We start from the raw sequence: 12,283 nt of genomic DNA, 5'->3' as shown, positions 1-12,283 counted from the left end.
AGGAAGCTACTTCTTCGCGAGGCGTTCGGCCTTCTCCTTCGTCCACGCGTCCAGCTTTTCGTGGATCCCCTTCTGCTCTTCCGCCATTTGGGAGCCGGGCGCAAGCTGCGCGCACAGTTCGAGGCGAATGCCGTTGGGATCGAAGAAATAGATCGACTTGAAGATGCGGTGGTCGGTGACACCGAGCACGTCGGTGCCGTTGGCCTCGAGCCGCGCCTTCATCGCCTCCAGCTGCTCCACCGTGTCCACGCGCAGGGCGATGTGGTTAACCCACGCCGGCGTGTTCGCCGAGGGCGCCGGAATCGTATCGTCGCCGAGATCGAAAAACGCCATGCAGGACCCATCGGTCATGCGGAAGAAGATGTGCACGTACGGGCAGTATTCGCCGGTCGACGGGACGACATCCTTGCGAATGTAATGGAACAGCGGCAGCCCGAGGATATCCTCGTAGAAATGCCGGGTCTCCTCCGCATCGCGGCAGCGGTAAGCGAAATGATGCAGGCCGTGGATCGGCACGGCGGCAGGGATGGCGGCAGCTTGTCCAACCTGGGTGGCGGCGAGTGTGCTCATGGCAGCTCCTTGACTGTGGTTCAGCGCGCTTTTGGCGGCGTGTACTGCGCGACCTGCTGGTTGATCGCGCCGAAAATCGATTTGCCGTTGGCGTCCAGCATGTCGATCTTGATGGTGTCGCCGAATTTCATGAACGGCGTCTTTGCTTCACCGTCCGCAATCATTTCCAGTGCCCGCTTTTCGGCGATGCAGGTATAGCCCTTGGACGCGTCCTTGTTGGACACCGTGCCGGAGCCGATGATCGATCCCGCGCGTGCGCCGCGCGTCTTTGTGAGGTGGGCGATCAGTTGCGGAAAGCTGAACACCATGTCCACGCCCGCGTTCGGCTGTCCGACGAGGGTGCCGTTCCAGGTAGCGCGCAACGGCAGGTGGACCTTTCCGTCCTGCCAGGCATCACCAAGCTCATCTGGCGTGACCGCGACCGGCGAAAAGCTGGAAGCCGGCTTCGACTGGAAGAAACCAAAACCCTTCGCCAGTTCAGCGGGAATCAGGTTGCGCAGGGAGACGTCGTTGACCAGCATCAGCAGCTTGATGTGGGACGCGGCGGCCGCTGCTGTCATGCCCATCGGCACGTCGTCGGTAATCACGGCGACCTCGCCCTCGAAATCGATGCCCCAGTCTTCCGATTCCAGCAGGATGTCCTCGGTCGGCCCGATGAACTCGTCCGATCCGCCCTGGTACATCAGCGGGTCATGCCAGAAGGATTCCGGCATCTCGGCCTTGCGTGCCTTGCGCACCAGCTCGACATGGTTCACATAGGCGGAGCCGTCCGCCCACTGGTAAGCACGCGGCAGCGGCGCCATGCAGCGCTTCGGGTCGAAGTCGAAAGGACGGTGCGCCTTGCCGGCATTCAGTTGCACATACAACTCTTCGAGCTGCGGAGCAATGAAGCCCCAGTCATCCAGTGCACGCTGCAATGTAAGCGCAATGCCGTCGGCGATATGCGCCGTCTTCAGGTCACGCGAAACGACAGCCAGCTGGCCGTCGCGAGTTCCATCCTTGAGAGTGGCAAGTTTCATCCGGGATCCTTGTCTTCGAAAAGCCGGCAAAAGGTCTTTCACGATTGCCGGAAATTACGTATTATTAAATCGATTCACCATATCGTAATATCAACCGCAAATGAAATCAACTGCCGAAATCTCCGCCCAGGACGCACGTCAAGGAATCCAGTCCGTGGAAGTTGCCGGCCCCTTGCTGCTGGCGCTCGCACGTTCCGCCGGCCCCTTGGCCCTTTCCGCGATTGCGCGCAGCGCCGGGATGCCGGCAGCGAAGGCGCACCGCTACCTCGTGAGCCTGATCCGGGTTGGGCTCATTGAGCAGGATGCATCCACCGGTCTGTATGACCTCGGCGGACTGGCACTGGAACTGGGATTGGTGGCACTCGGACGTCTGGACGCGGTAAAACTTGCCGATGAAACGCTGGCCTCGCTGAGGGAGGCCACCGGTGAAACGGTGGCCCTCGCCATCTGGGGCAATTTCGGGCCGACGTATATTCGCTTGTTGCAATCGAAGCGTCCGGTCACGATCAACCTGCAGATCGGCAGCGTGATGCCGATGACCTACACGGCCAGCGGCCTGTGCTTTGCCGCCTATCTGCCGGAGGGCGAAACGGGCGAACTGCTGCACAACGAACTGGCACAGAACCGCCGCGAAAAGCTCGACGCGCCGCAGTCGGAGAAGGAGTTGCAGCCTCTGCTCGACGAGACGCGCGAACACGGCATGGCGCGCATGATCGGCCATCTTGAACCGTCCGCTGTTCGCCCGGCCGGCGCAACGCGTACCGCCGAGCGCCTGCTGGCCGGGTTCAATGCGTTCTCGGCTCCCGTTTTCGACCACGACAGGCGCATGCGATTCGCACTTACCGTCGTGGGCTCGGCCGCGCATGTCGACCAGGACTGGAACGGACATATCGCGCAACAAACCAGGGCGCACGCCGAGCAGTTGTCGCAGCGCCTTGGTTTCAGGGATTAGAACAGGCTGCCGACATTGAGCAGCGTCAGCACGCCCAGCACGGCGAAAATCACCGCGGCAATGGCGTGCACCAGGCGCATCGACACCATCTCGATGATCTTGTTGCCCAGCAGGACAGCGGGAATGTTCGCGATCATCATACCCAGCGTCGTGCCGGCGACCACGGCGTAGAAAGCGGAGTATTTTGCGGCGAGCGCCACCGTCGCCACCTGCGTCTTGTCGCCCATCTCTGCGATGAAAAAGGCAATGACCGTGGTGACAAAAACGCCGAAGCGTTCGTGCTTTGCTTCCACGTCATCAATCTTGTCCGGGATCAGCGTCCACACGGCCATGGCAATGAAGGACAAACCGAGCACCCAGCGCAGCACATCCGTACCGAAGAAGGTCGTGATCCATCCGCCGACCGCGCCGGCAAAGGCATGGTTGAACAGCGTGGCAACAAGAATGCCGATAATGATGGGAAGAGGCCGGCGGAATTTCGCAGCGAGGAGGAGGGACAGCAGCTGCGTCTTGTCGCCCATTTCAGCCAGGGCAACGATACCGGTCGATAAGAGGAATGATTCCATGAATGCTCCAGGGCCGGATGAATACCGATGACCATGCGCGCCCTCCGGCCCAAGCAGAGGCAGCATGGTCAAAGGTCTCGCCAAACCTGGAGTCGCTTGCGCCATGGCCGTAAAGCCAAGTCTGTTGACGCAAGCCCCTCTCGCAAATCGGAGGGAGGCTACTCCCCAATGACGGGCACGATTTTACCCCAGAAGAGATGTTTCAAGGGAGAAATTTATGGATGGACGGCGAGGATGGCTTCGGCAAACTCCACGAAGCCGGCACTGTACGGCGAGGGGGTGACATAGGGGGGATGCTTTTCCAGGCGGTCGAGATGAGAAGCAATATTGGCAACACCGACCGCATGCGGATAGTGGGCAAACATGCGGGCATCATTTCCCGAATCGCCGATGAAAGCAAACGCGTCGCGCGCGGTCGGGTCGTCAATGCCGAAGACGTCTGCAAGGATGCGCTCGCTCGTCGCCTGCTTGCAGAACGGCACAAGGGACGCATGCGCATGGATACTGCTCGCCGTGGCATGAAAGCCATGCGCGCGCATGAATTCAAGAACTTCCCTTACTTGGGCTGCGGATAGCGGAGGGATGTTCTCGCCGACGTCGAAGGCGAGGTCGCCAACGCGCTGCGGTGCATCATCGGCAACCGAAATGCCGGGAAAGCGTTGTTGCAGCACTGACACAAAGGCTTCAAGCTGCCGGCGATGCGCGATGCGTGTTGCTTCGTCGGCATAAAACCAGGAGCGCATCGTTCCGGACTCATCGAGCCAGAACGCGCTTGCCCCATTTTCGGCGATCACCGCGTCGAATCCGCACAAACGCAACAAGGGCATCGCCCAGTACGTCGGGCGCCCGGTGACGGCAACAAGGAGCAATCCGGCGGACTGGAGCCGATCGAGTGCTGAAAGTACTTCGGGCAGCATCCGGCCGTGCGTCGTCAGCGTGTCATCGATATCGGTGAGTACGCCGCCAATCCTCCGGCGCGCCTCTTCCGGCCAATGCGCCAGCGGCTTCATAGCTCGTAGCTGTCCTTTTCGCCGCTCATGATCTGCTCGATCAGCTTCCGATTCAGCGTCGGCGTCAGCAATTCGATGAAACTGTATACATAGCTGCGCAGGTAAGCACCCTGCTTGAGGGCGACCCGCGACACATTGGTGCCGAACAGATGCCCGACGGAAATCGCCTCCAGTCCCTTGTCGCGCTCGGGATCGAACGCCATCCCGGCGATGATGCCAACCCCCATTCCCAGCTCGACGTAGGTCTTGATGACATCGGCGTCGATCGCTTCCAGAAGAATGTCCGGCTTCAGGTCGCGGATCGTGAACGCATGGTCGATCTTGGCACGGCCGGCAAAAGCGCTGTCATAGGTAATCAGGGGATAGGTAGCGATTTCCTCCAGCGTAATCGCACGGGACTTGAGCAGAGGATGCTCGTGCGGCACCACGACGACGTGCTCCCACTGGTAGCACGGCAACGAAATCAAGCCTTCCGCGTTGGAAATGGCCTCGGTCGCAATGGCTAGGTCGGCCTGGTCCTTGGAAACCATTTCCGCGATCTGGCGCGGGTTTCCTTGCAACAGTGACAACCGGACCTTCGGATACTTCTGGGTAAATGCCTGGACTACCTTGGGCAGGGTATAGCGCGCCTGCGTATGGGTCGTCGCAATCGTAAAGCTGCCGCTGTCCTGGGCGGCGAATTCCTTGCCGATCCGCTTCAGCCCGTCGATCTCCTGCATGATCAGCTCGACCGAACGCAGGACCGCCCTGCCCGGCTCGGTCAGGCCGCGAATGCGCTTGCCGTGGCGCGTGAAGATATCCACGCCCAGCTCTTCTTCCAGTTCAATAATGGCCTTGGAAACACCGGGTTGGGAGGTATACAGCGCCTTGGCGGCTTCCGTCAGGTTGAAGTTCTGGCGGACGGCTTCCCGGACGAAGCGGAGTTGATGGAGGTTCATCTTTTCCCTTGTGCAATTGCCAACACTACTTTTCCACGTTTGCATATGCCGATTAGGCATATAAGCAAATAAATACTAAGTAGTTTGGAATAAGGAATGAGTTTATTACGATTCAGGCTAATTTGCGCGAGGTTACATGACTCTTACTTATGTTATTTCCGGATTCGCGGTCGGCCTGCTGGTTGGACTGACCGGCGTCGGCGGCGGCTCGCTGATGACGCCCCTGCTGACGCTGCTCTTCGGCGTCTCCCCCACCGTTGCCGTCGGCACGGACCTGGCCTTCGCCTCCACGACCAAGGCAGCCGGCACGATCGCGCATCGCCATCGCGGCACGGTACATTGGGACATCGTGCGCCACCTCTGCTTCGGCGCCCTGCCGGCCGCCGTCCTTGCCACCATCGCCCTCAAGTACTTCGGCGCCCTGGACAAGCACATCGGCCAGGTCATCCGTTATTCCATCGCCTTCTCCGTACTGCTGACCGTCGTTGCATTGCTCTTCCGCGGCCGCATGCAGGAATGGGTTCTCAAACATCCTGAAAAACAGTTGCAAGGCACTAAACTGACTGTTGCCACCATCGTCGTAGGCGCAGTCCTCGGCACGCTGGTCACCGTCTCCTCGATCGGCGCGGGCGCAATTGGTGCAACCATACTTGTATTACTGTATCCTCGCCTGTCCCCGGCGGAAATCGCCGGCACCGATATCGCCTACGCCGTCCCCCTGACCGCCATTGCCGCCTTCGGCCACTGGTGGCTCGGCTCGATCGACTGGATGCTGCTCGCCGCCCTGCTGCTGGGCTCCCTGCCCGGCATCACCATCGGCTCGCTCGCCGCCAAGGCGGTCCCGGAAAAGATCCTGCGCGGCTTGCTGGCAACGACGCTGACCGGCGTCGCTGCAAAAATGGTTTTTTAAGATTGGAACAAGAAGATGTATCGTTACGACCAATATGATCATCAGATCGTCAAGGAACGCGTGGCGCAATACGCCGACCAGGTGCGCCGCCGCCTTGCGAATGAACTGAGCGAAGACGAATTCCGCCCGCTGCGCCTGCAGAACGGCCTGTACTACCAGCGCCATGCGTACATGCTGCGCATCGCGGTTCCCTACGGCCTGCTCGCCTCCCGCCAGCTGCGCATGTTCGCCCACATCGCGCGCGAACACGACCGCGGCTACGGACACTTCACGACGCGCCAGAACATCCAGTTCAACTGGATCAAGGTCGAAGAGACACCGGACATCCTGGCCAAGCTGGCATCGGTCGAAATGCACGCGATCCAGACCTCCGGCAACTGCGTGCGCAACATCACCTCCGACCAGTTCGCCGGCGTTGCGCCCGACGAGATCGTCGATCCGCGCCCCTACTGCGAAATCCTGCGCCAGTGGAGCACCTTCCATCCGGAATTCGCCTTCCTGCCGCGCAAGTTCAAGATCGCCATCAACGGTGCGGAAGAAGACCGCGCAGCGATCATGATGCACGACATCGGCCTGTCCATCGCGAAGAACGAACAGGGCGAAATCGGCTTCCAGGTCTTCGTCGGCGGCGGCCTCGGACGCACCCCGATCCTGGGCAGCGAGATCCGCTCCTTCCTGCCGTGGCAGCACGTGATGAGCTACATCGAAGCCATCCTGCGCGTGTACAACCAGTACGGCCGCCGCGACAACATGTATAAGGCCCGCATCAAGATCCTGGTGAAGGCGCTCGGCATTGAAGAGTTTGCACGCCAGGTGGAAGCGGAATGGCAAGACCTGAAGGATGGCCCGAGCACACTGACCGTGGAAGAGCTGAACCGCGTCGCCGCCTACTTCACGGCCCCCGCTTACGAAACCCTGCCGGCGACCGACGCCGCGGTGGAACAACTCAAGGCTGAAAACAAGGCCTTTGCCAAGTGGATCGAGCGGAACGTCAAGGGCCACAAGGTTCCGGGTTACGCCTCCGTGGTGCTGTCGCTGAAGAAGACCGGCGTGCCGCCGGGCGACATCACGGCCGACCAGATGGAATTCGTGGCCGACCTGGCCGACCGCTACAGTTTCGGCGAACTGCGCGTCACGCACGAGCAGAACCTGGTGCTGGCCGACGTCAGGCAATCGGATCTCATCACGATTTGGGAAGAAGCGAAGAAGCATGGACTGACCACGCCGAACATCGGCTTCCTCACCGACATGATCTGCTGCCCGGGCGGCGACTTCTGCGCGCTGGCCAATGCCAAGTCGATCCCAATCGCGCAGGACATCGCAGAGCGCTTCGACAACCTCGACTTCCAGCATGACATCGGCGACATCGAGCTGAACATTTCCGGCTGCATCAACTCCTGCGGCCATCACCACATCGGCCATATCGGCATCCTCGGCGTCGACAAGGACGGCAGCGAGTGGTACCAGGTATCGATTGGCGGATCGCAGGGTAGCGAGGCCAGCATCGGCAAAATCATCGGCCCGTCGTTCTCGGCCCACCAGGTGACGGAAGTGATCGACCGCATCCTGCAGGTGTACGTGCGCGAGCGTACCGAAGACGAGCGTTTCATCGAGACCGCGCGCCGCATCGGCGTCACGCCGTTCAAGGAATTCGTGTACGCCACCCCGATCAAGATCGAACATCCCGCTGGAGAAGACGCCTATGCGTAACATCATCAAGAACAAGGCCGTCGTCGCGGATGACTGGACCGTTTTGCGCCTCGGCGAAGAAGACACGCCGGACGCGGTTGCCGTGCCCGACGGCAAGGTAATCGTGCCGCTGAAGGTGTGGCAGCAGCAGCGCGCCGCGCTGGAGAACCGCGCCGAGCTCGGTGTCTGGATCGGCAGCAGCGAGCGCCCGGAAGAACTGAAGGACGACCTCGGCCGCTTCAAGCTGGTCGCCGTCGATTTCCCGAAATTCGCGGACGGCCGAGGCTACTCGATCGCCTACAACCTGCGCGCCCGTCACGGCTATACCGGCGAACTGCGCGCCATCGGCGACGTATTGCGCGACCAGCTCTTCCTCATGCAGCGCGTGGGCTTCGATGCCTTCGCCGTGCGCGAAGACAAGGACATCCACGACGCGGTGAAGGGCCTCTCCGACTTCTCCGAGGTGTATTCGAATTCCTGGGACAAGAAATCCCCGCTGTTCCGCCGCGTGCAGCGTGGCGTGGGAGCCGAGGCATGAGCGACCTCAACACCTTGGTCGAGAACACGCAGGCGACGCTCAAGCGCATCGCCGACGAGTTCTCGCCTGCGGTTTTCGCTTCCAGCCTCGCCGCCGAGGACATGGTGCTGACCGACTTGATCCTGCGCGCCAAACTGCCAATCGGCATTTTCACGCTGGAGACCGGCCGCCTGCACAAGGAAACACTGGGCATGGTGGATCGCATCAAGGAAACCTATGGCTACGACGTCAAGCTCTACAAGCCGGAAACGGCCGCCGTCGACGCCTACGTCCAGCAGAACGGCCTGAACGCCTTCTACGACAGCGTCGAGATGCGTAAGGAATGCTGCCGCATCCGGAAGGTCGAGCCGTTGAACCGTGCACTCGCCGGCAACAAGGCCTGGGTTACCGGCCAGCGCCGCGCCCAGTCGACCACACGCGCCGAGCTCGCCGTGCAGGAAGACGATCCGGCGCACGGCATGCAGAAGTTCAACCCGCTGGCGGACTGGTCGGAAGAGGACGTGTGGAACTACATCCGTAGCAACAACGTCCCCTACAACCCGCTGCACGACAAGGGTTATCCATCCATCGGCTGCGAACCCTGTACCCGCGCGATCCAGCCCGGCGAAGACGTTCGCGCCGGCCGCTGGTGGTGGGAAAACCCCGAATCCAAGGAATGCGGCCTTCACGTCGTCGATGGCAAGCTCGTTCGAATCAAATCGGTAGCAGCACAATAAATCATGAATACGAATACAGCAGTCGAAAAACTCTTCCTGGACGCCGCCAGCAACCGCCACCTGGACTGGCTTGAGTCGGAAGCAATCCACATCATGCGCGAGGTCGCCGCCGAGTGCACTAACCCGGCCCTGCTCTTCTCGGGCGGCAAGGACTCTGTCGTGCTGCTGCGTATCGCCGAGAAGGCTTTCCGTCCCGGCAAGTTCCCCTTCCCGCTGGTGCACATCGACACCGGCCACAACTTCCCGGAGGTGATCGAATTCCGTGACCGCCGCGCGAAGGAACTGGGCGAACGCCTGGTCGTGCGTTCGGTCGAGGATTCGATGAAGCGCGGCACCGTCCGCCTGCGCAATCCGCAGACCGATTCGCGCAATGCCGCACAGGCTGTGACGCTGCTGGAAACGATTTCCGAATTCGGTTTTGACGCCTGCATCGGCGGCGCCCGCCGCGATGAAGAAAAGGCGCGCGCGAAAGAGCGCATCTTCTCCTTCCGAGACGAGTTTGGCCAGTGGAATCCGAAGGCCCAGCGTCCGGAACTCTGGGACCTCTATAACACCCGCGTTCATCCGGGTGAAAACATGCGCGTGTTCCCGATTTCGAACTGGACGGAACTCGACGTGTGGCAGTATATCGCCCGCGAAAAACTGGCACTGCCGTCGATCTACTTTGCACACGAGCGCCAGGTGATTCCGCGCAGCGGCCTGCTGGTTCCGCTGACCGACCTGACGCCGGCGCGCGAAGGCGAAACGATCGAGACCCGCGTCGTGCGCTTCCGCACGGTCGGCGACATCTCCTGCACCTGCCCGGTCGCCTCCGACGCGGCTGATGTCGACGCGATCATCGCGGAAACTGCTGTTACCCAGATTACCGAGCGCGGCGCGACCCGCATGGACGACCAGACGTCCGAAGCCTCGATGGAAAAACGCAAGAAAGAAGGATATTTCTGATGAACGCCGCCGTTTCCGAACAAGCCCTGTCGACCAACGCCACCGAGCGCGGGCTGCTGCGCTTCATCACCGCCGGCTCCGTCGACGACGGCAAGAGCACGCTGATCGGCCGCCTGCTGTTCGACAGCAAGGGCATTTTCGCCGACCAGCTCGACGCGATTTCGCGCGCCAAACACAAGCGCACCGTCGGTGATACTGTTGACTTGTCGCTGCTGACCGATGGCTTGGAAGCCGAGCGCGAGCAAGGCATCACGATTGACGTCGCCTACCGCTATTTCGCGACGCCGAAGCGCAAGTTCATCATCGCCGACACACCGGGCCACGAGCAGTACACCCGCAACATGGTGACCGGTGCATCGACCGCCGACGCCGTCATCATCCTGGTCGACGTATCCAAAGTGAAGCTGGGCGACGACGGTAGCGTGGAACTGCTGACGCAGACCAAGCGCCATTCGACCATCGCCCACCTGCTGCGCATCGAGCATGTGATCGTCGCGGTGAACAAGATGGACCTCGTCAATTACGACAAGACTGTCTATGATCGTATCGTCGCTGCCTATGAGAAGTTCGCCAAGCAGCTCGGCCTGAACGACGTGCGCGCCATCCCGCTGTCCGCATTGGCCGGCGACAACGTCGTGACCAAGGGCGACAATCTGTCGTGGTACGAGGGCCCGACGCTGATCGAACTGCTGGAATCGCTGTCCGTTTACGACGAATCGCACGACGAGCCTTTCCGCTATCCGGTGCAGCTCGTCGCGCGCCACAATGGCCATGAGGCCAACGACTTCCGCGGCTACATGGGTCGCATTGAAGCAGGCAAGGTGAAGAAGGGCGACAAGCTGCTGGTACAGCCGAGCGGACAGATCGGGACAGTGAAGGACATTGTCACGCTGGACAGCTCGCTGGACTCCGCCGCCGTTGGCCAGTCGGTCACGATCCTGCTGGAAGAGTACCTGGACATTTCGCGCGGCGACATGCTGGTTGCGGCTGACAAGCCCGCGACGCTGCTCAAGACGGTGACAGCAGAAGTCTGCTGGCTGTCCGAAGAGCCACTCGACATGCGCCGCAAGTACTGGCTCAAGCACACGACCAAGCAGGTCGCTGCACGCGTGACGAAGATCGACACCCTGCTCGACATCAACACCCAGGAACGTCGTGCGGCCGATGCGCTGAAGCTCAACGACATCGCCACCGTCTCGATCAACGTCCAGCAGCCGCTGGCTGCGGATGCCTACGACGCGATCCGTTCGACCGGCTCCTTCATCCTGATCGATGAAGTGACGCATCAGACGGTTGCGGCGGGCATGATCCGCATCGCCTGATTCTCTGCATGACGTCCTCATCCACCGCGCAGAAGACGACCGGCAAGGTCATTCTGCTCGGTGCCGGCCCGGGCGCCGCCGACCTCATCACGGTCCGCGGCGCCCGGCTGCTTTCGCAAGCCGACGTCGTGCTGCACGACGCTCTGGTCACCGAGGAAATGCTGGCGCTTTGCCCGCAGGCTGAGAAGATCCTGGTGGGGAAGCGTTCCGGTCAGCGTTCGACGGCGCAGGCGGTCATCAACGAAAAGCTGGTGGAGTGTGCGCGCAAATACAAGCTGGTCGTGCGCCTGAAAGGCGGCGATCCGATGATGTTCGGCCGCGCCGACGAGGAATTGCGGGCGCTGGAAGCCGAAGGTATCGAGGTGGAAATCGTGCCGGGCGTCACCGCCGCCCTTGCCGCCGCCGCCTCATCGAAGCAACCGTTGACCAAGCGCGGCATCGCGCGCAGCGTCGCATTCTTTACCTCCGCCACCGCCCCCGGACATCCCGAGGAAACCACGCTCCCCGACTGTGACACGCTGATTCAGTACATGGGCGGAAGGGAGGCGATCACGACTGCGCAACGGCTGCTCGCGCAAGGCCGTGCCCCCACCCTGCCCGTGCTTGTGATCGAAAATTGCAGCCGCGCCAATGAACGCATCCTGCGATTCAACCTGGGCGAACTGGAGAAAGGCCTGGCGGACTGCCATGGGCCGGTGCTGGTGATGTTTGGCGAAGCGCTGGCACCACGCAAGTAGGCTCAGATCGAATCGATGCAGTAGCGCGCGATGGCGTTCAACACGTCGGCATTCTCGCCGACCGCGGCAACTGCGTTGATCGACACATCGGGATATTCCTGCTTCAACTGGTCGACCATGACCGGCAGGTCACGCAGCACATGCCCTCCCTGCCCGAAGAAAATCGGCACAACCGTCACTTCCCGACATCCGTCCTGCACCAGTTGCTTGACGAGCTCAGGCAGGCGCGGCTCCATCAATTCCAGGAAGGCAAGCGATACCGCCACATCCGGCGCTTGCGCCTGTGCCAGTTGCTGCAGCCGTAGGAAAGGTTCCTTCCAGCGCGGATCGCGCGCGCCATGCGCAAAGAGGATGAGGGAACGCTGCGCCAT

Annotated in this window: 14 protein-coding genes and 1 riboswitch; of the genes, 8 read left to right on the top strand and 6 right to left on the bottom strand. The window is 61.3% G+C overall.

Features of this window, described 5'->3' with window-relative positions:
* Positions 1 to 6 precede the first annotated feature (6 nt).
* Positions 7 to 570 (bottom strand): VOC family protein, encoded by a 564-nt coding sequence (locus ACNOHI_RS07495; RefSeq protein WP_420474051.1) that lies wholly within the window; start codon positions 568 to 570, stop codon positions 7 to 9.
* A gap of 20 nt (positions 571 to 590) precedes the next feature.
* On the bottom strand, positions 591 to 1,589 hold the full coding sequence (locus ACNOHI_RS07490) for a fumarylacetoacetate hydrolase family protein (protein WP_420474050.1): 999 nt from the start codon (positions 1,587 to 1,589) through the stop codon (positions 591 to 593).
* A gap of 100 nt (positions 1,590 to 1,689) precedes the next feature.
* On the opposite strand from ACNOHI_RS07490, the gene ACNOHI_RS07485 reads away from it, so the two are divergent.
* Entirely contained in the window at positions 1,690 to 2,541 is an 852-nt protein-coding gene (locus ACNOHI_RS07485; protein ID WP_420474049.1) for an IclR family transcriptional regulator, read from the top strand.
* On the opposite strand, the gene ACNOHI_RS07480 is transcribed toward ACNOHI_RS07485, so the two are convergent.
* From ACNOHI_RS07480 to ACNOHI_RS07470, 3 genes are all read right to left on the bottom strand, one after another.
* Positions 2,538 to 3,107 (bottom strand): TMEM165/GDT1 family protein, encoded by a 570-nt coding sequence (locus tag ACNOHI_RS07480; protein ID WP_420474048.1) that lies wholly within the window; start codon positions 3,105 to 3,107, stop codon positions 2,538 to 2,540. The genes ACNOHI_RS07485 and ACNOHI_RS07480 overlap by 4 nt on opposite strands.
* Positions 3,108 to 3,112: 5 nt before the next feature.
* A riboswitch (yybP-ykoY riboswitch) is annotated at positions 3,113 to 3,291 on the bottom strand.
* 31 nt (positions 3,292 to 3,322) lie between these two features.
* Positions 3,323 to 4,117: an HAD family hydrolase gene (locus ACNOHI_RS07475; RefSeq protein ID WP_420474047.1), complete on the bottom strand. Its 795-nt coding sequence runs from the start codon at positions 4,115 to 4,117 to the stop codon at positions 3,323 to 3,325.
* The gene (locus ACNOHI_RS07470; protein WP_420474046.1) at positions 4,114 to 5,055 is read right to left on the bottom strand and encodes a CysB family HTH-type transcriptional regulator; all 942 of its coding nucleotides are present in this window, start codon (positions 5,053 to 5,055) and stop codon (positions 4,114 to 4,116) included. The genes ACNOHI_RS07475 and ACNOHI_RS07470 overlap by 4 nt, the downstream gene beginning before the upstream one ends.
* Before the next feature lie 136 nt (positions 5,056 to 5,191).
* Between ACNOHI_RS07470 and ACNOHI_RS07465 the strand changes: the two genes are divergently transcribed.
* Genes ACNOHI_RS07465 through cobA form a run of 7 tightly spaced genes read left to right on the top strand, consistent with a single transcriptional unit; the run spans position 5,192 to position 11,912 of the window.
* On the top strand, positions 5,192 to 5,965 hold the full coding sequence (locus ACNOHI_RS07465) for a sulfite exporter TauE/SafE family protein (RefSeq protein ID WP_420474045.1): 774 nt from the start codon (positions 5,192 to 5,194) through the stop codon (positions 5,963 to 5,965).
* A gap of 15 nt (positions 5,966 to 5,980) precedes the next feature.
* Positions 5,981 to 7,675: a nitrite/sulfite reductase gene (locus ACNOHI_RS07460; RefSeq protein WP_420474044.1), complete on the top strand. Its 1,695-nt coding sequence runs from the start codon at positions 5,981 to 5,983 to the stop codon at positions 7,673 to 7,675.
* Positions 7,668 to 8,192, top strand: a complete 525-nt coding sequence (locus ACNOHI_RS07455) for a DUF934 domain-containing protein (protein WP_420474043.1) — start codon at positions 7,668 to 7,670, stop codon at positions 8,190 to 8,192. Before ACNOHI_RS07460 ends, ACNOHI_RS07455 begins: the two co-directional genes overlap by 8 nt.
* The gene (locus ACNOHI_RS07450) at positions 8,189 to 8,908 is read left to right on the top strand and encodes a phosphoadenylyl-sulfate reductase (RefSeq protein WP_420474042.1); all 720 of its coding nucleotides are present in this window, start codon (positions 8,189 to 8,191) and stop codon (positions 8,906 to 8,908) included. Before ACNOHI_RS07455 ends, ACNOHI_RS07450 begins: the two co-directional genes overlap by 4 nt.
* Before the next feature lie 3 nt (positions 8,909 to 8,911).
* Positions 8,912 to 9,853, top strand: coding sequence for a sulfate adenylyltransferase subunit CysD (gene cysD, locus ACNOHI_RS07445; protein WP_420474041.1), 942 nt, complete (start codon positions 8,912 to 8,914; stop codon positions 9,851 to 9,853).
* A complete protein-coding gene (locus ACNOHI_RS07440; protein ID WP_420474040.1) occupies positions 9,853 to 11,175 on the top strand; it encodes a sulfate adenylyltransferase subunit 1 in 1,323 nt (440 codons plus the stop codon). Before cysD ends, ACNOHI_RS07440 begins: the two co-directional genes overlap by 1 nt.
* 8 nt (positions 11,176 to 11,183) lie before the next feature.
* Complete coding sequence (cobA, locus tag ACNOHI_RS07435; RefSeq protein ID WP_420474039.1) at positions 11,184 to 11,912, top strand: uroporphyrinogen-III C-methyltransferase; 729 nt, start codon at positions 11,184 to 11,186, stop codon at positions 11,910 to 11,912.
* Positions 11,913 to 11,914: 2 nt separating this feature from the next.
* Here cobA and ACNOHI_RS07430 read toward each other — a convergent pair whose 3' ends face one another.
* The gene (locus tag ACNOHI_RS07430; RefSeq protein ID WP_420474038.1) at positions 11,915 to 12,283 is read right to left on the bottom strand and encodes a sirohydrochlorin chelatase; all 369 of its coding nucleotides are present in this window, start codon (positions 12,281 to 12,283) and stop codon (positions 11,915 to 11,917) included.

The sequence above is a fragment of the Noviherbaspirillum sp. ST9 genome, assembly GCF_048799745.1.
Classification (GTDB): domain Bacteria; phylum Pseudomonadota; class Gammaproteobacteria; order Burkholderiales; family Burkholderiaceae_D; genus Noviherbaspirillum.
Note: the sequence above shows the minus strand (reverse complement) of the source record. Positions and strands in the feature narration are given on the sequence as shown.

Bases quoted from the DNA above. Each gene is read 5' to 3' on its own strand.
- ACNOHI_RS07465 (WP_420474045.1), top strand. From the start codon at position 5,192: ATGACTCTTACTTATGTTATTTCCGGATTCGCGGTCGGCCTGCTGGTT.
- ACNOHI_RS07440 (WP_420474040.1), top strand. From the start codon at position 9,853: ATGAACGCCGCCGTTTCCGAACAAGCCCTGTCGACCAACGCCACCGAG.
- ACNOHI_RS07490 (WP_420474050.1), bottom strand. From the start codon at position 1,589: ATGAAACTTGCCACTCTCAAGGATGGAACTCGCGACGGCCAGCTGGCT.
- ACNOHI_RS07475 (WP_420474047.1), bottom strand. From the start codon at position 4,117: ATGAAGCCGCTGGCGCATTGGCCGGAAGAGGCGCGCCGGAGGATTGGC.
- cysD (WP_420474041.1), top strand. From the start codon at position 8,912: ATGAATACGAATACAGCAGTCGAAAAACTCTTCCTGGACGCCGCCAGC.
- ACNOHI_RS07460 (WP_420474044.1), top strand. From the start codon at position 5,981: ATGTATCGTTACGACCAATATGATCATCAGATCGTCAAGGAACGCGTG.
- ACNOHI_RS07485 (WP_420474049.1), top strand. From the start codon at position 1,690: ATGAAATCAACTGCCGAAATCTCCGCCCAGGACGCACGTCAAGGAATC.
- cobA (WP_420474039.1), top strand. From the start codon at position 11,184: ATGACGTCCTCATCCACCGCGCAGAAGACGACCGGCAAGGTCATTCTG.
- ACNOHI_RS07480 (WP_420474048.1), bottom strand. From the start codon at position 3,107: ATGGAATCATTCCTCTTATCGACCGGTATCGTTGCCCTGGCTGAAATG.
- ACNOHI_RS07450 (WP_420474042.1), top strand. From the start codon at position 8,189: ATGAGCGACCTCAACACCTTGGTCGAGAACACGCAGGCGACGCTCAAG.
- ACNOHI_RS07455 (WP_420474043.1), top strand. From the start codon at position 7,668: ATGCGTAACATCATCAAGAACAAGGCCGTCGTCGCGGATGACTGGACC.
- ACNOHI_RS07470 (WP_420474046.1), bottom strand. From the start codon at position 5,055: ATGAACCTCCATCAACTCCGCTTCGTCCGGGAAGCCGTCCGCCAGAAC.
- ACNOHI_RS07430 (WP_420474038.1), bottom strand. From the start codon at position 12,283: ATGGCGCAGCGTTCCCTCATCCTCTTTGCGCATGGCGCGCGCGATCCG.
- ACNOHI_RS07495 (WP_420474051.1), bottom strand. From the start codon at position 570: ATGAGCACACTCGCCGCCACCCAGGTTGGACAAGCTGCCGCCATCCCT.